The following is a 16,527-nucleotide window of genomic DNA, read 5'->3' on the forward strand; positions in this document are numbered from 1 at the left end:
CCGCGAATGAATTGTCGACAAGGAGTTTCCAAGTGCAGGCTCAAGCACGCAGTATTTCCGTCCGCCGGGGCGACAGTGTTGGTTTCATGCGGCTGATGTGGCTGGCCTTTGCCGGCATACTTCTTGTTCTGGCTCAAACCGTCGCCGCGCAGGCGAAAAGCGAAAGCCTGGCACCTCTGGCCGAAAAGATCAGCCCGGCGGTGGTGAACATTACCACTTCTACCCTGATCGAAAACCAGACCGGACCACAGGGGATCGTGCCCGAGGGTTCTCCGTTCGAGGACTTTTTCCGCGAGTTTCAGGACCGTGGCGACAACGGTGACAATCTTCCGCGCCGCAGCAATGCGCTGGGCTCGGGGTTTGTGATTTCCGAGGACGGGTATATCGTTACCAATAATCACGTCATCGCGGAAGCTGATGAAATTCTTGTAGAATTCTTCCCTGGTGATGGTCAGCCCAAGAAAGAATTGCCTGCCAAAGTGATCGGCACGGACGAGAAAACCGATATCGCGCTGCTCAAGGTCGAAGCATCGGGGCCGCTGAAATATGTGCAGTTCGGCGACAGCGACATTGCGCGCGTCGGCGATTGGGTCATTGCGATGGGTAACCCGCTGGGGCAGGGCTTTTCGGTCTCGGCTGGTATCGTCTCAGCCCGCAACCGCGCGCTGAGCGGGTCGTATGACGACTACATCCAAACCGACGCGGCGATTAACCGGGGTAATTCGGGCGGGCCATTGTTCAACATGAACGGCGAAGTGATCGGCGTAAACACCGCGATCCTTTCACCAAATGGCGGCTCGATCGGGATCGGGTTCTCGATGGCGTCCAATGTGGTCGTCAAGGTTGTCGATCAACTGCGTGAGTTTGGTGAGACCCGCCGCGGTTGGCTAGGCGTGCGTATTCAGGACGTAACCGAGGACATGGCCGAAGCCATCGGGCTGGACAAACCTGGCGGCGCGCTGATCAGTGATGTACCCGATGGCCCCGCAAAAGAGGCGGGCTTGCTGGCGGGTGACGTGATCCTCAGCTTTGACGGGGTCGAGGTTGAAGACACCCGTGGCCTGGTGCGTCAGGTCGGTGAAACCACCGTAGGCAAATCGGTCAGGGTCGTGGTGCATCGTGATGGGGGTACGCAGACTGTATTGGTAACCCTGGGACGTCGCGAAGATGCAGAACGTGCGGAAAATGGTGAAGAAGAGACACAGGACGCACCGGCAGAGGAAAATGCCGATATTCTGGGCCTTAAGATCGCACCCCTGACTGACACATTGCGCTCGGATATGGGTTTGGATGCGGATGCCGAAGGGTTGGTTGTGACCGAGGTGGACGAAGCGTCTGAAGCCTTTACCAAAGGGTTGCGCGCCGGAGATCTGATTACAGAAGCCGGTCAGCAGAAGGTGACCTCGATCGAAGACCTCGAGGCGCGGATGGATGAGGCACGTGAAGCGGGCCGCAAGTCCCTGCTGCTGCTGGTGCGCCGTGGCGGCGAGCCACGCTTTGTGGCGCTGAGCCTCGGGGAATAAAAACTTCTCCGGATGGGTGCAAAGGCCGGGGCGTATGCTCCGGCCTTTATTGTAAGTATTGCACGTGTAGCGTCACACCCATGTGTTGCTATTTTATGTTGAACAAAACTCCCGGTGATCTCTTCGGGAGTGGAGTGTTAAGGTATGGTCAGCAGGCAAAGCCACATTGATATTGTTATGCCTTTGCGACGAAAACATGCCCTTGAATACGGCCAGATATCGTGCCAGCACCCAAGGATTTCTCAATATCAGCCGCCGCTGCTTCTGTAATTTCATTTAGCAACCCTGTTGCACGTTCTTCCAACTCGTTCCTGAGCGGAGTTCCTTGGCAATAGGCCAACGCAGGAACCATCGAGTTACTTGCGCGGCTCTGTTCAGAGATAGTGAATGTATCCACGTGGCTAAACCCTGCTTCGCCTAGGTCGCTGACAATGGCAGTAATGTCCCCGTGCCCATGAGGTGTCCTTGCTAAAAACACAGGCGGGTCATCAGGAAAAAACCGTGACGCGGTCGCCGTTACGCTTTGAGCAAATTCATTCTGTTCTATCCGATCCCAAACGTTGAAAATAAAGCATCCATCTTCTTTCAGGACGCGTAGAGCCTCCCGATATCCTGCTATCTTGTCAGGGAAAAACATCACACCAAATTGGCAACAAACGACGTCGAATGATCCCGCCTCAAAAGGTAATTGCAGTGCATCAGCTTGCCGCCATTCAATTTGATCCGAAGGTGGCTGTTGGCTAGCCGCCCTGTCGAGCATCGGTTGGTTGAGATCAGTGACAACGTAGCGAACGGCTTCATTCAGGAGCGGAGCCAAAGCGCGCGTGACGACACCGCTACCAGCAGCAGTTTCAAGAACATCCTTGGGGTTCGTTCTTGCAACCCTCTTTGCAATGTCGGCAGCATATGGTTCAAAAATCAGTGGAACGAGATATTCGTCGTAAACATCAGGGATCGACCCGGTAAAGTTCTTGTCTTTGGATGACATTACGAACGCTCCCCGACTAGGTCTTGAACCTAAAAGATAAATTCATAGCACAGTTTTGTAGTTTGGTCACTTTGGGCTCGAAACTGGCAATACATTCCGAGCCTCACCATCGTTCACCTACACCACCTATGATAAAGGACAGGCGCGTACTCCGGTGTTTTTGTATTAGCGCAGATCAAAGGAAATGAGCCATATGCCGGGAAGGACATATGGCTCTGATACAGGGAGAGGTCAGTGGACAGATATCGGGGATGATTCTCTGACCTCCTACGGTAACAGGTATCAGAATAGTACTAACGCAACCGTCGTTCTGTGAAGCAGGTCACAGCCGGTCAGATCAGGTCCGACTCGGCCAGTTCTCTCAAGGCATCGAAGTCCTGAATCATCAGCCCGCCGCGCGAAGCCTCGACCACGTTGTCGCGTTTCCAGGTTGAGATCGTCTTGGACACGGCCTCGCGCGTGGCGCCCACAAATTCGGCCAGTTCGCTTTGTGACAGGGTGATCCGGGTCGATGGATCATCCTGAAGGCCTGACAAATGCAAAAGTTTCCGGGCTAGGCGGATCGGCATCGGCAGGAACACCTGCTCGTTCAGCTGTGAGCCCATCCATCGCATGCGCAGGCCGGCCAGTCGGATCAGATCGACCGCAAGATCGGGATGCAGGCGAACCTGCTCCATCACATCACCCTGGCGGACCCGCAAAATGCGCGAGGGTTCTGCCGCTGCGATTGTTGCAGTGCGTGGGCCGCTGTCAAACAGGGCTATCTCACCAAAGACCTCTCCGGGCCGCATCAGGGACAGGGATAGTTTGCGGCCACTCATCGCCAGAAAGGAGACTTCGAGCGTCCCCTCCAGGATTGCATAGAGCGCGTCGCCCTCATCGCCCTGTTCAAACAGAACCTCTCCACGGTCCAGTGAAATCTCGGTTGCCTGGGCCGAGAGCATAGCCTTCAATCCGTCGGATGCCTCGGACAGAAAGCCGCTGTCTGGAAAAGCCGTCATGAGGTGCAGATGCTCCGGCTGTGAGTGGTGGGTGGTGACACAACTTTCCACAGCTTAGGCGTTAAGCCAAGGTTTTTGTCTGCTTTTCCCAGTAAACTGCCCGAGAAAGCGCATAAATTACCCTAAACGCAGGGGTGAGTGGCCGTGTTGCCTGTTCACCTACTGGTGGTCGGGGTCGTCCATGTAGTTTTGCAACAGGCTGAATTGCAGCATCAGAAACACCATCAGTGCGATGGGAAAGCCGAAAGTTTCGATTTTGACCCATAGGTCGGTCGACATCGTGCGCCAGACGAATTCATTGGCGATGGCCAGAACCGCGAAGCAGGCGTTCAGGCGCCGGGTCAGGATCATCCAACCTTCGTGACGCATCGGCAGCATCTCATCCAGAACATAGGCCAGATAGGATTTCCCTTGCAGCAATCCGATGCCGAGGACGATCGAGAAGAACCCGTAAACCAGCGTGGTTTTCATCTTGAAAAACCGTTCGTCATTGAACCAGGCGGTCAGACCGCCAAAGAAAATGACCATGAAAGCAGTGAAAATCTGCATTCGGCTAAGTTTACCCGTCAGCGCCCACAGAATCCCCATGGCCGCAAGCATCAGTGGCACAAAGATGATCGTGGCTACGATGAAACCGGAATACTCGATACCGCCAACCAGGAAGCTGTCATCACGCAGGCGCAGGTAGATGAAGAAAAATGCCAGCGGAGGCCCAAGTTCCAGCACTTGTTTCAGAAAAGGATTGATCTCTTTTTTAGCTGTCATCGGTTCTTCCTGCTGCTTACCCGCCCATTTCAACTATTACGGCGCCGAGTGCAATCAATGCCATCAGGGCGATCCGCCGAGGCCCCACGGTTTCTTTCAGCACTAACCAGCCGATCAACGCTGCGAATACAGTAGACGTTTCGCGCAACACGGCGGCCTCGCCGACTTTGTCGAGGCGCGTGGCCAGCATGATGGCCCCGAAAGACATGGGGGCGATTATTCCGCCTGCAAGGCCACGCAACATCAAGGGGCCAACAGTGGGACGGTTGACCATGGCGCGCCATCGCAGGAACGCATAGATGGGCATCGCCGCCCCGTCGATCATGAAAAACCACGCCAAAAACGTGAAGGGGTCAGCGGTCGCGCGGATGCCATAGGCGTCATAGGTCGTATAGAGCGCCACAAAAAGGCCCGTTACGATCGCCAGTGTCAGGGCCATGCCCAATGTTTCACGGTTGGTTTCAAGGTAACGCAGGTTGTAGGCCGCAAGCCCGAAGATGCCTGCCATCAGCGTGGCGACCCCTAGCCATTGCGTGACCGAGAATGTCTCTCCGAAAAGAAGATAGGCACCGATGACGGTGAAAAGTGGTCCGGTGCCGCGAACGACAGGATAGACGACCGTGTAGGAGCCCTTGGAGTAGGCCATGGCCTGCAGGACTTTGTAGCCAATGTGGATCAGCCAGACCACGGCAAAGATGGGCCACATATAGGGCTCGGGCCAGGGCACCACGAAGAACGCAAACGGTGCGGCCAGCAGGCAATAGCTGGCGTCTATAGCCCCGCGCGAAAGCCAGGGGTCATGGCGGCCTTTTTGCAAGGCCCCGAAGACTGCGTGCAGGAAGGCCGCCATCAGGGCAAGGCCAAGCGCGAGCTGATGGCCCGCTTCGGTGCCTTCTAGAGAGATCAGCCAGTCGCTCAAGTGTCAGATCTTTTCGCTGGGTGGCGAGGCTGGGGGTGTTCCTCCCCCAGACCCCCGGAGGATACTTGGGGTCAAATTAAGCTTGGATCAGGTTTGGTCCAGACCGGTCAGGGCGGCGGCGAATTCTTCGGGGTCGAAGGGGGCCAGATCGTCGATCTGCTCGCCGACACCAATGGCATGGATGGGCAGGCCGAACTTGTCTGCCAACGCCACCAGCACGCCGCCTTTGGCTGTGCCGTCCAGTTTGGTCATCACAAGGCCCGAGACGTCGGCCAGTTTGCGGAAGGTTTCCACCTGGCTGAGTGCATTTTGCCCTGTAGTTGCGTCGAGGACCAACAGGGTATTATGGGGGGCGGTTTCGTCCTTTTTGCGGATGACGCGGACGATCTTGGCCAGTTCTTCCATCAGATCAGCGCGGTTTTGCAGGCGGCCTGCGGTGTCGATCATTAGCAGGTCGGCGCCCTCTGCCTGAGCTCTGGTCAGTGCGTCGAATGCCAGCGAGGCGGGATCGGACCCTTCAGGCGCGGTCAGAACGGGCACACCTGCGCGTTCACCCCAAACCTGAAGCTGCTCGACGGCGGCTGCACGGAAGGTGTCGCCGGCGGCAATTACGACTTTTTTGCCAGCGGCTTTGAACTGGCTGGCGAGTTTGCCGATCGTTGTGGTTTTGCCGGACCCGTTCACACCGACAACCAGCACCACTTGCGGGCGCTTGGGGTAGATGGGCATCGGTTTGGCGACAGGCTCCATCACACGGGCGACTTCCTGAGCCAGAAGCTGTTTGATTTCCTGAGTCGAGAGTTTTTTTCCGTAGCGCCCTTCAGCCATGTTTGCAGTGACACGCAGCGCCGTATCGACGCCCATGTCTGAGGCGATCAGCAGCTCTTCGAGTTGCTCAAGCATGTCGTCGTCCAGCGTGCGCCGTATGGCGGTTTTGGCTTCGTTGCGACCGAACAAGCGGCTTAGAACACCTTTGGATGCTGCGGCCTCGGGCGGCGGTGGTGCAGGCGTCGGATCGACGGGTGCAGGTTCAGGCACCTCAACCGGCTGGGGGGCTGGCGCAGGCTGTGGAACTTCTGGCACCGGTTGCGGAACCTCCGGCACCGGCTCGGGTTGCGGTTCAGGTTCGGGGATAATCGGATCGGGCGCGACCGTTTCCTCGCCACCGTCTTCTACGATGGCCTCAAGCCCCTGTTCGAGACGGGACGAGGATTTGAACAGTTTGTCCTTGAGCTTTGAGAAAAACGCCATTTTTGGTCTCCGCAGGTGTTACCTTCACCTAATGCGGATTTGCGGCAGTTGCAAAGGGTCAGGAAAATGCGGTCAGCAGCCCCGCTTGTGCCGCCCAATAGAGGATCCAAACCAGAAACGGCGTGATCTTCAGGGCGGGGTGATTTGCTGGCAGCAGAAATTTTTCGGTTGCCAGAATCAGGTCGGATGCAATGAAGGCCAATGCGGCAGGCAAAGCCCATTTTAACGCTCCGGCTTCGGGCAGGGCCAGTACTGTAACTCCCATACCCAGAATGATCGGGATGTAGCCCAGCACCGGCCCTTTGAGATCACCGGCGCGCGGGGTGAGCAAAGTGGCCGCGATGATGCCGAGGATGATGAGTGACCAGAAAATCCCGGGCTTGTCGAAAATCAAAGCTGGGTCGCTGGCCGGATGGGTGAGGAACAAGGCAATATAGGCAAGGTGACCTGCAGCAAAGGCACCTATGCCTGCCATGAAGGTGCTGTCCGTTTCGCGCGATAAAAGCGCATCACCTACGGCGCATAGGGTGAGGGCCAAAAACAGAAACAGCGGGGCTGCGTTAAGAGCCGCGATACCCGCCAGCAGAGCGACCGATGCCGTTTTCAATACCGACCGCGCAGTGCCTGCCGGGCGGGGTGATAGGGGCAGATAGGCCAAGGCACAGGCCGCTGCCAGGCAGAACAGGATTGTCGACATGAGTTCCTCTCCCCGTTTTTTGTCAGCATGTTACGGGTTGCTGATTCAACTCAACCGGTGACGTCAAGGCAGGTGGTTCTGCGGAAATGGTGATTGGCACCGGGCAAGGGCATCTGACACAATGTCGTTATGTTCAGATACCTTGCGATTCTTCTTTTGCTGCCTGCGTTTTCTGCGTCGGCTCAGCCCGCCTTGTCCGGGAAGGAATTCGACGCCTACACACGCGGCAAAACCCTGTTTTATGGTTTTCAGGGTCAGGTTTACGGGGTTGAGCGATACTTGCCAAATCGCCGTGTCATCTGGTCTTTTCTGGACGGCGATTGCAAGGAAGGGCTCTGGTACGAGCGAGGTGAGCAGATCTGTTTCATCTACGAAGACCGTCTGGACCCGCAATGCTGGGTGTTTTCTCGCTCAGGTGGTGGGCTGATCGCTCAGTTCGAAGGCGACCCGGCCCAGACCGAGCTCTATGAGGCCGAGGATATCGACGAAGAGATGGTCTGCTATGGGCCAGATGTCGGGGTATAAGATCGTTTCAGAATAGAGAGCCTTGATCCGGCGCGTCTTTCTTGGGGGCTTTCTTGGTCGCCGGTCGAGGGGCTTCGGGTCGACCAGTGGTCAGAACCCCATCGGCGAATTCGATCTCAAGTACGCTGTGTTTGGCGGCCTGGATTTTGGTTGTGATCACCTGTTCCTCGGCGCGGACCACGGCATATCCCCGTTGCAATGTTGCCTTGTAACTGAGCGTTTCGCGCAGGCGATCCGTAGCATCTAATTGCTGCCGCATCCGATCCAATCGCGCCGCCTGCGCCGCGTTCAGGCGATCGGCAAGACGGGTGATGTTTTGGCGATGTACCTCAATTTCACGCTGGATCGGTCGCAAGGACAGACGGGAAGACAGGTTTCGCACTGCTTCCTGCCGACCTGAAACAAGGTTGCGCAGGGTCGAAGGGCGCAGATGGGCCGACAGTTTCACCACTTGCAGGTGTCGGTTCTGTACACCGCGTTCAAGTGCCGGGGTCAGGCGGTCCGCAATCAAATCAAGACGTTGGCGTGGGTTGTTCAACAGGCTGTCCGGACGTGGCAGCGCGCGGGACAGATCGCGCAGACGCTGCGAACGACGTTGAACCGCATCAGTTGCGGCGCGGGACAGGCGCGCGCCTTGTTCACCGGTCCAGGCCAGCAACTCCATGCGCACGGGCACGGCCAGTTCGGCAGCGGCGGTTGGGGTGGGAGCGCGACGGTCCGAGACATAGTCGATCAGGGTGGTATCAGTCTCGTGTCCCACTGCGGAAATCAGCGGAATGTCCGAGGCCGCTGCGGCGCGCGCGACGATTTCCTCGTTGAAGCCCCAAAGGTCCTCGATCGACCCGCCGCCCCGGGCCACGATGATCAGATCGGGGCGGGGAAGGGCTCCGCCGGGTGTCAGTTGGTTGAAGCCCTGGATGGCATTGGCGACCTCGGGTGCACAATTCGATCCCTGAACGGCCACCGGCCAGATGAGCACTTTGCGCGGAAAGCGGTCACGCAAGCGGTGCAGGATATCCCGGATCACCGCGCCGGATGGCGAGGTCACAACGCCGATAATTTGCGGCAAGTAGGGCAGTGGCCTTTTTCGTTCGGAGGCGAAAAGCCCTTCGGCCTCAAGCTGTTTCTTTCGCTTTTCCAGCAAAGCCATCAGCGCGCCTTGTCCAGCGACGGCGACCTCATCGACGTTTAGGTTATATTTCGACTGCGCCCCAAAGGCGGTCAGGCGGCCGGTGACGACGACTTCCAACCCTTCTTCGGGAACGACGGACAGGCCCGAGATTTGACCCTTCCATGTGGTGCAGGCCAGAACGTTCCGGTCGTCCTTGATGTCATAGTACAAATGCCCCGAGCGCGCTTTGAAGACACGCCCGACCTCACCGCGCACTCGGATTCGCCCGAATGTGCCTTCGAGCGTACGCTTCACCTCTCCTGAGATGTCCGAGACAGTGTATTCGGGTGTATTTTGACCGGGAATAGGGTCGTCAAGCAGGTCGGACATTTCAGCGCCTTGTGTCAAATGCCGGGCCAGCTTAGAACGCCTCGCAAGCAAGGCCAAGCAGATCGGAGTGCATTCATGAATATCCTCATTCTCGGCAGCGGAGGGCGGGAACACAGCCTGGCCTGGGCAGTGATGCAGAACCCCAAATGCGACCGCCTGTTTGTGGCGCCGGGCAATGCCGGGATCGCCCAAATTGCGGATTGCGCAGCGCTCGATATCGAGGACGGCGGAGCGGTTGCAGGCTTTGTCGAAGAAAACGCAATTGATTTCGTGATTGTCGGCCCCGAAGCGCCTCTGGCTGCCGGAGTGGCGGACCGTCTGCGAGAAGCGGGTGTGTTGGTTTTCGGACCTTCGGCGGATGCAGCGCAACTTGAGGCCTCGAAAAGCTTTACCAAAGAAATCTGTGACGCATCGGGTGCGCCGACCGCGGCCTACGCACGGTTCACAGAGGCCGAACCGGCTAAGGCCTATATACGCGAACAGGGTGCTCCGATTGTGGTCAAGGCTGATGGTCTGGCCGCAGGTAAGGGGGTGATCGTTGCTATGGATGAGCAAACCGCTCTGGACGCGATCGATGACATGTTCGGCGGGGCATTCGGTGGCGCAGGTGCCGAGGTTGTCATCGAAGAGTTCATGGAAGGCGAAGAGGCATCGCTGTTCGTGCTGTGTGACGGTGAGAACATCCTGTCCGTCGGCACGGCGCAGGACCACAAGCGCGTGGGCGAGGGTGATACCGGGCTGAACACCGGCGGAATGGGGGCGTATTCGCCGGCGCCAGTGCTGAGCGCCGAAATCGAAGCGCGTGCGATGAATGAGATCATCAAGCCGACCGTCGCCGAGATGAAGCGTCGCGGTATGCCGTTCCAGGGTGTCCTTTATGCCGGTCTGATGATCAAGGACGGCCAGCCACGGTTGGTGGAATACAATGTACGTTTTGGCGACCCGGAATGTCAGGTCCTGATGATGCGTCTTGGCGCGCAGGCGATGGACCTGATGCATGCCGCCGCGGAAGGGCGTTTGGGCGACGTGCATGTGAACTGGGCAGATGATCACGCCTTGACTGTCGTGATGGCAGCGGATGGCTATCCCGGGGCATATGAAAAGGGCAGTGTCATCAGCGGTCTGAACGGTTTGCCCGAAGATAGCGCGAATATGGTGTTTCATGCCGGGACCAAGGCCTCGGGCGGGCAGATTGTGGCCTCGGGTGGTCGAGTTCTGAATGTCACAGCTCGCGGTGATACCCTGCAGGAGGCGCGGGATCGCGCCTATGCGATGGTGGATGGGGTCGACTGGCCGGACGGGTTCTTCCGTCGCGATATTGGTTGGCGGGCGCTCTGAATTGTTGGCTTACTTAGGGTAAGGGGCTTTGCCCCTTCGGCCTGCGGCCTCACCCCCAGGATATTTTTAGCCAGATGAAGGGACGGATCAGCAGGTCAGGGCTGAACTCAGGTCTTTGCGGTTTCTGAGTGGGCCGAGGTCTTTTCTTTTCCAGCCGTCATTAAATGAGACGCTGATGATCCTGGACCAGTCGGCACTTGCCAGGATCAGTTCTGGGTGGTTTTCGCAATCCCTTACACCGCCGCTGATAAAATCCTCACCGATCTTATGGTTGGTCAGGCCAGGCAAGTTGGCAATTTCGGTAAATTGGCCTTCCCTGAAGCGCCAGATACGCAGGGTCTTGGCCAAGTGGGGGCGGTCGATATAGGCGATTTCGATATAGCCGTCGCCATCTAGATCCGCCGCGCCAATGGTTGCCAGCCAGCGGTTGCGTGTGCCGATATGAGGGGTGGCGGCGATCTTTTTGCCTTTGGCATTGTAGATTGCGAGTTGGGCACCGGTGTCTTGCTGTGACTCAATAGCGAGAACCTCGAATGTTCCGTTCTGATCGACATCTGCCAGTCGGGGTTCGAGGTCTTCAAATACACGATCTAAGGGTAGGCGTATGGTCACGACTGAACGCCGATAGACAAGAGGTTCGGTCGTCGTGAGCTCTGGCGGCGCCGTGTTTTGAACTGTAATTTCGAGAGCACCGAACTCGATGGCGTCGCCCAACACTCCATGTGCGTAGCGTGTTGTCGGCTCGATATATCGGGCAGCAACGATCGTGTCGGCAGCCATTGCTGGGTTTAATGTACCCAACCATATGGACAACACGATTATCGCGCCGCGTACCCGGCGTGGCCAAAGGCGGTCGGGCAGGCGCGGCGCTTTGTGGGTCATTAGATCTGCTTTTCGGGCATCTGAACGACAAGACCGTCCAGTTCATCCGTGACCTTGATCTGGCAGGTTAGTCGTGAACGGGCCGGGTCGGGTTCAAAGGCAAAGTCCAGCATGTCCTCTTCCATGTCGTCCTTGGCTGGGACTTTCTCGACCCAGTCGGGGTGAAGGTAGACATGACAGGTTGAGCAGGCACATGCGCCGCCGCAATCGGCCTCGATGCCGGGGATGTTGTTGTCACGGGCTCCTTCCATGACGGTCAGTCCGTTGGCGACCTCGACTGTGTGTTCGGTACCGCCGTGCTCGACATAGGTGATCTTTGCCATTGCGTGCGTCTTCCTTTTGCGATGTTCGAAACCTTCCTTAGTCAAGGCATTTAGGTCTTTCCAGCCTCATTTGCGACTCGGCATGCCGCGACTGGACTTTCCTGCATGTTGTTCTATCTTTGTTCTCATGCTTGTTGCTCCTACCTGCCCTACAGCGTCGGATCGGGACTGGCCACGCCCGCCCGCCTGCCTGCCTGCCTGCCAATTGGGTACCCCGCCCGAGGGTGCCCGTGTGACCGTCGCAGGGCTGGTGATCCTGCGGCAACGACCGGGAACGGCCAAGGGCGTAATCTTTGTCACGCTTGAGGATGAGACCGGAATCGTGAACGTGGTGGTCTGGCGCAAAATCTACGAACGCTTCCGCCGTGCGGTGATTTCGGGGCGGCTGCTGAGGGTGACAGGCCGGATGCAGCGGGCGCATTCGGTAACCCATGTGATTGCGGAAGAGGTCGAGGACATCTCGGACATGCTGGATGTACTGGTGCAGGGGCAGGGCCGCTAACGGCACACAGATCCGCTGCGACGGCGTGCCGTGTCCAAATGGAAATGACCTTTGTGATATTTGTCTGCGTTGGGGCCAAGTACCGTGCCGAACAGGTCGCAGGCGCCTGCGTGCAACTCTCGCATGACATCACTGGTGTCTTCCTCGGTCCATCCGTCGAGCACGGTAATCACAGTGCCATCCTTCAGCACAAAGGAGGATATATCAACCGCTCGCCCCCGGGCATGTTCCGAAAGGCGCGCGCGGGGCTGGTTGTTCTGTGTCTTGCACGCATAATGGCCGGCCAGCCGCAACCCTTTCAAGCCGCCCCCTTGATCCGCAAACGCTGGTTTAGCGGTATTTTCGAGCCATGTTTTGAGCGTAATGGCAGTCTCGCAATCCATAAGCGCCAATTGGCTGAGGAAAACATCAGAGATTACGCGGACGCGGACCGGTTTAGCAATTCCGCAGCCTCTGAATTTACCCGAGAAGGGATTGCGTTCTTCGCCAATGATCGTCCAGTCGCCGCACACCGCACCGCGCGTACGCATGAGTTCACGACCAAGTTCGAGTTTGCGAAACCTGCAGGGCCGCAGCCGAGGTCTTGGGGAAACAGTCAGCTCTCGGTCAGGGATGGCAGCGGCTTCATCTTCGTCAGGAAGCACAGCGAGATCGATTGGTGGTTCAAAGGCAACGAGATTGGCGGATTGAGGCAGAGGACTTTCCGCGCAATCCGGTGCAGACTCTGACATGCTGGCGCAAAAAATAAACAGGGTTACCAATACTCGCATAAAATAACTCGTTCCCTTCGGCGGTGGGCAATAATCTTCGAGCCGCCCTCGAAATATTCACGTTATGCTTCGGGTGTGGTCTTAAATTGATCCTCTTGGCGTTTAAAATCGCAGTATAGCAGCGAATATTTGGCACTCAAACCACAGCTTGCTGCCTGTTCGTGTCAGTTTGGGGTCGATGATTGCCTTATTTACGCCCTGGTTGAGGGTGTAGCGTGCCCTCATCTTTAGGGTGTATTTTTATGAAAAACAAATATTTATATCGCATTTTGCGACTGAGAAGGCTTGCTTTGGCAAGTATGGCCATTGTGTTTGCTGGATTGTTCGCCGGTGAAGCTTTGTTCGGAACCACAGCATTACTGGCCGATCCGATAGTTAAGACATGTATTGTGGCCGCGTGCCTGACAGCTGTTTTCGGCCTGATTTTGGCTTATCCTCATGTTTGGTGGGAGACAATCTGCGCCGCATTGGTTCTGGGATTGCTGCTTATGCTTTTGCCTTTTTTCGCAGTTTTGCCGAACTACATGCCAAGAGATGAGGGTATCATGGCCCTGTTTTGGGTAATTTTCATCGTCGTTTTCGGTGGGATTTTCTTGTGGCTGGGATTATTTTTGTTGATGTTAGCTTTGTATGTGATCCCCTCTTATACAATGCGCGACAAATCCCGCATAAGTACTGGACTTCCAGTTGAAAAAGCCTTCGAAATTCTGAAGCTGAAACCAGATTTCGATGATGGGTTTCACAGGTCAGGCCCGGTCGAATCCGATGGCTTTTTTACGGTATCGTTGGATACAAATACTTTTGAACCCAATAGTTATTTGCCCGTCACAGAAACGCTTTCGATCCAAGCCCGCATTGAAGAGGAAGGGCCGCACTATCAGATCGCAACCTACGCATATGACGTTGATCAGAAGCCCAGGCATGATGTTCAGACGTTGGTTGTGCGAAAGGTTAGGGGGAAAACTCGGTGCGAAGCCATAACACAGAAAAGCGAATCCAACCTGTTCGAGAGCATAGGGTTTTGGATGCAGGACTATGGTTCAGACCATTTGATGTCTCATCTGATTAAAGCGCAGGGAGGCAAATCGAATTGTATCAGAGATTTACCATACCGAAGCCCCATCTACGATCTGGCACGCTATTTTGACGAGAAAACCGGAGGTGCCAGGGACCGGAAGTCAGGGTACTGAACTCAGCGTGTTCTATGATGATCCGGCGGCTTGTCGATCAGTTATCTTTTGAACAAAACGCTCTGCGCCTGCTGGCCCCGGTTGTCCGATCGCAGCTCGGCATGTAGCGCACGTCCGGCCTGCACACCGGGGCGTGCGTTCATTATTTCCAGCCAACGGGCAAAGTGGGGTTTGTCGTCCAGAGTCTGTTGCTGCCCTTCCCACAAACTGGCCCAGCCCCAGATAGACATATCGGCGATCGAGTAGAAATCGCCTGCAACGAATTCATGCTCGGCAAGCCGCCGGTCAAGTACGCCGTATAGCCGACCAACCTCGGCGCGGTAGCGGTCTTTGGGATAGGGCAGGTCCTGGGGTGGGTCCATGTTGGGCGCATATTTCAGAAAGTGATGAGCCTGACCTGCCATGGGGCCGACGCCGCCCATTTGCCACATCAGCCACTCTTCGACCGCAACTCGGTCGCGCTCGGTTTTTCCGTAAAACCGGCCGGTCTTGCGGGCCAGATACATCAGGATTGCACCGCTCTCGAAAACCGAGATGGGCGCGCCATCTGGCCCATCCGGGTCAAGGATCGCAGGCATGCGGTTGTTGGGAGAGATGCGCAAGAACTCGGGGTCGAACTGGTCGCCTTTCCCGATGTTGACCAGATGGGTTTTGTAAGGCAGTTCCATCTCTTCCAAAGCGATGGATACTTTCCAACCGTTTGGTGTGGGCCAGAAATACAGGTCGATCATGATGTCTCCTCAGGTTGAGAGGATCATGATGCTATCCGCGAGAACGGCAAGAGGTTTTGTAGTCAACTCGGGTAGGCTTTGTATGACGGCGGCATCCTTTCGCCGCGCAGTGGTGCTTGGGTTAGACGGTTACAGAACCGTGACACACTGCCGTCAGGGTTGACGTGTTCGCCTGCGGGGCGTAAGGGCATCAGCACTACGTGGCGATTTGTTACCGGATTGCGGGCCACGCTAAACAAAACCGCTAAAAGGTCAGGATGAAAGGCCCCTTTCGCTTGACCGCGTCTGGGGTTTTTTTGATGCCCTTGCCAGACAAGGGTCGAGAGGAATGACATGAGCGAAAGCTGGAACAAACGCACCCAAGCCGTCCATGGCGGCATCCGTCGCAGCCAATATAATGAGGTCAGCGAGGCGATTTTTCTGACCCAAGGCTTCGTTTACGAAAACGCTGAACAAGCCGAGGCGCGGTTCATCGAATCCGGCCCGGATGAGTTCATCTATGCCCGCTACGGCAACCCGACCGTGTCGATGTTCGAACAGCGTATTGCGGCGCTTGAAGGGGCGGAAGATGCGTTTGCAACGGCCTCTGGTATGGCTGCTGTGAATGGCGCGCTGACTTCGATGCTGAAGGCCGGTGATCACATTGTTTCGGCCAAGGCTCTGTTCGGATCTTGCCTATATATCGTTGAAAATATTCTGACCCGTTTTGGTGTAGACGTGACGTTTGTCGACGGCACCAATCTGGACGAATGGAAAGCTGCGATCCGGCCGGATACCAAGGCCGTGTTCTTCGAATCCATGTCGAACCCGACGCTTGAGGTCATCGACATCTCGGCCGTTGCAGCGCTGGCCCATGAAGTTGGGGCGCTGGTTGTTGTGGACAACGTCTTTTCCACGCCTGTTTTCTCGCGTGCGGTCGAGCAGGGGGCGGATGTGGTCATCTATTCGGCCACCAAGCATATCGACGGACAGGGCCGCGCGTTGGGCGGTGTGATCATCGGAACCAAGGAATTCATCCGTGGTACAGTTGAGCCTTACATGAAACACACCGGTGGCGCGCTCAGCCCGTTCAACGCCTGGATCATGCTGAAGGGGCTGGAAACCATGGCCCTGCGGGTCAATGCACAGGCAGAGACCGCCCAAATCCTGGCAGAAGCGCTCGAGGGACATGCTGCGCTGAAGCGCACGCTGTATCCGGGGCTGAAAACTCACGCTCAGAACGCGTTGGTGCAGACGCAGCTAGGTGGCAAGGGTGGCACGGTTCTTTCCCTGGATATCAAGGGCGGGAAAGAGGCGGCGTTCGCGTTCCTCAATGCGATGAAAATTCCTGTGATCTCGAACAATCTGGGCGACGCCAAGTCGATTGCGACCCATCCCGCAACCACAACGCATCAGCGCCTGAGTGATGAACAGAAAGATGAGCTGGGCATTACGCCTGGACTGGTCCGCTTTTCGGTGGGTCTTGAGGATGCGGATGACCTGCTTGCCGATATCAGGCACGCTTTGGCCGTTTCTCAGCAGTAACCGGGTGATAGGACCTGCTATTGGTGGACCAAATAACTGTGTGTGGGGTGGTAAATTGCTCATCCCGCACCGAAATTCGATCCGGGCTGTGTTTTCC

17 protein-coding genes and 1 riboswitch are annotated in these 16,527 nt (G+C 56.7%); of the genes, 6 read left to right on the top strand and 11 right to left on the bottom strand.

Going from position 1 to position 16,527, the window contains the following annotated elements; all coding sequences use genetic code 11:
• Nucleotides 1–32: 32 nt before the first annotated feature.
• Complete coding sequence (locus tag ACR0IY_RS00390) at nt 33–1,523, top strand: Do family serine endopeptidase (RefSeq protein WP_480669752.1); 1,491 nt, start codon at nt 33–35, stop codon at nt 1,521–1,523.
• A gap of 175 nt (nt 1,524–1,698) precedes the next feature.
• Here ACR0IY_RS00390 and ACR0IY_RS00395 read toward each other — a convergent pair whose 3' ends face one another.
• The 6 genes from ACR0IY_RS00395 to ACR0IY_RS00420 all read right to left on the bottom strand — a co-directional run bounded on the left by ACR0IY_RS00395 (nt 1,699) and on the right by ACR0IY_RS00420 (nt 7,144).
• Nucleotides 1,699–2,511, bottom strand: a complete 813-nt coding sequence (locus ACR0IY_RS00395) for a class I SAM-dependent methyltransferase (protein ID WP_480669753.1) — start codon at nt 2,509–2,511, stop codon at nt 1,699–1,701.
• Between the two features lie 332 nt (nt 2,512–2,843).
• The gene (locus ACR0IY_RS00400; RefSeq protein WP_480669754.1) at nt 2,844–3,512 is read right to left on the bottom strand and encodes a Crp/Fnr family transcriptional regulator; all 669 of its coding nucleotides are present in this window, start codon (nt 3,510–3,512) and stop codon (nt 2,844–2,846) included.
• A 159-nt stretch (nt 3,513–3,671) separates the two neighbouring features.
• Entirely contained in the window at nt 3,672–4,277 is a 606-nt protein-coding gene (locus ACR0IY_RS00405; RefSeq protein ID WP_480669755.1) for an inner membrane-spanning protein YciB, read from the bottom strand.
• Between the two features lie 16 nt (nt 4,278–4,293).
• Complete coding sequence (locus tag ACR0IY_RS00410) at nt 4,294–5,196, bottom strand: EamA family transporter (RefSeq protein ID WP_480669757.1); 903 nt, start codon at nt 5,194–5,196, stop codon at nt 4,294–4,296.
• Between the two features lie 87 nt (nt 5,197–5,283).
• Entirely contained in the window at nt 5,284–6,447 is a 1,164-nt protein-coding gene (gene ftsY, locus ACR0IY_RS00415; protein ID WP_480669758.1) for a signal recognition particle-docking protein FtsY, read from the bottom strand.
• 58 nt (nt 6,448–6,505) lie between these two features.
• Entirely contained in the window at nt 6,506–7,144 is a 639-nt protein-coding gene (locus ACR0IY_RS00420; RefSeq protein ID WP_480669759.1) for a lysoplasmalogenase, read from the bottom strand.
• A 129-nt stretch (nt 7,145–7,273) separates the two neighbouring features.
• On the opposite strand from ACR0IY_RS00420, the gene ACR0IY_RS00425 reads away from it, so the two are divergent.
• On the top strand, nt 7,274–7,669 hold the full coding sequence (locus ACR0IY_RS00425) for a hypothetical protein (protein WP_480669760.1): 396 nt from the start codon (nt 7,274–7,276) through the stop codon (nt 7,667–7,669).
• A 7-nt stretch (nt 7,670–7,676) separates the two neighbouring features.
• On the opposite strand, the gene xseA is transcribed toward ACR0IY_RS00425, so the two are convergent.
• A complete protein-coding gene (xseA, locus tag ACR0IY_RS00430) occupies nt 7,677–9,170 on the bottom strand; it encodes an exodeoxyribonuclease VII large subunit (protein WP_480669761.1) in 1,494 nt (497 codons plus the stop codon).
• A gap of 75 nt (nt 9,171–9,245) precedes the next feature.
• On the opposite strand from xseA, the gene purD reads away from it, so the two are divergent.
• Nucleotides 9,246–10,508, top strand: coding sequence for a phosphoribosylamine--glycine ligase (gene purD, locus ACR0IY_RS00435; RefSeq protein WP_480669762.1), 1,263 nt, complete (start codon nt 9,246–9,248; stop codon nt 10,506–10,508).
• An 87-nt stretch (nt 10,509–10,595) separates the two neighbouring features.
• Here the strand turns inward: purD and ACR0IY_RS00440 are convergent, their stop codons facing one another.
• Entirely contained in the window at nt 10,596–11,288 is a 693-nt protein-coding gene (locus ACR0IY_RS00440) for an FG-GAP repeat domain-containing protein (RefSeq protein ID WP_480669763.1), read from the bottom strand.
• A gap of 101 nt (nt 11,289–11,389) precedes the next feature.
• A complete protein-coding gene (locus tag ACR0IY_RS00445) occupies nt 11,390–11,713 on the bottom strand; it encodes a 2Fe-2S iron-sulfur cluster-binding protein (protein WP_420584333.1) in 324 nt (107 codons plus the stop codon).
• A 127-nt stretch (nt 11,714–11,840) separates the two neighbouring features.
• On the opposite strand from ACR0IY_RS00445, the gene ACR0IY_RS00450 reads away from it, so the two are divergent.
• Nucleotides 11,841–12,215, top strand: coding sequence for an OB-fold nucleic acid binding domain-containing protein (locus ACR0IY_RS00450; RefSeq protein WP_480669764.1), 375 nt, complete (start codon nt 11,841–11,843; stop codon nt 12,213–12,215).
• On the opposite strand, the gene ACR0IY_RS00455 is transcribed toward ACR0IY_RS00450, so the two are convergent.
• Nucleotides 12,212–12,745 (bottom strand): extensin-like domain-containing protein, encoded by a 534-nt coding sequence (locus ACR0IY_RS00455; protein WP_480669765.1) that lies wholly within the window; start codon nt 12,743–12,745, stop codon nt 12,212–12,214. The two genes, ACR0IY_RS00450 and ACR0IY_RS00455, sit on opposite strands and share 4 nt — an antisense overlap.
• Before the next feature lie 482 nt (nt 12,746–13,227).
• On the opposite strand from ACR0IY_RS00455, the gene ACR0IY_RS00460 reads away from it, so the two are divergent.
• Complete coding sequence (locus tag ACR0IY_RS00460; protein WP_480669766.1) at nt 13,228–14,175, top strand: hypothetical protein; 948 nt, start codon at nt 13,228–13,230, stop codon at nt 14,173–14,175.
• Nucleotides 14,176–14,216: 41 nt separating this feature from the next.
• Here the strand turns inward: ACR0IY_RS00460 and ACR0IY_RS00465 are convergent, their stop codons facing one another.
• On the bottom strand, nt 14,217–14,906 hold the full coding sequence (locus tag ACR0IY_RS00465) for a glutathione S-transferase N-terminal domain-containing protein (protein WP_480669767.1): 690 nt from the start codon (nt 14,904–14,906) through the stop codon (nt 14,217–14,219).
• Nucleotides 14,907–15,096: 190 nt separating this feature from the next.
• Nucleotides 15,097–15,174: riboswitch (SAM riboswitch) on the top strand.
• A gap of 65 nt (nt 15,175–15,239) precedes the next feature.
• Here ACR0IY_RS00465 and metZ point away from each other — a divergent pair.
• The gene (gene metZ / locus ACR0IY_RS00470; RefSeq protein WP_480669769.1) at nt 15,240–16,430 is read left to right on the top strand and encodes an O-succinylhomoserine sulfhydrylase; all 1,191 of its coding nucleotides are present in this window, start codon (nt 15,240–15,242) and stop codon (nt 16,428–16,430) included.
• Nucleotides 16,431–16,527: the final 97 nt, after the last annotated feature.

This window comes from Ruegeria sp. BC1 (assembly GCF_056539305.1).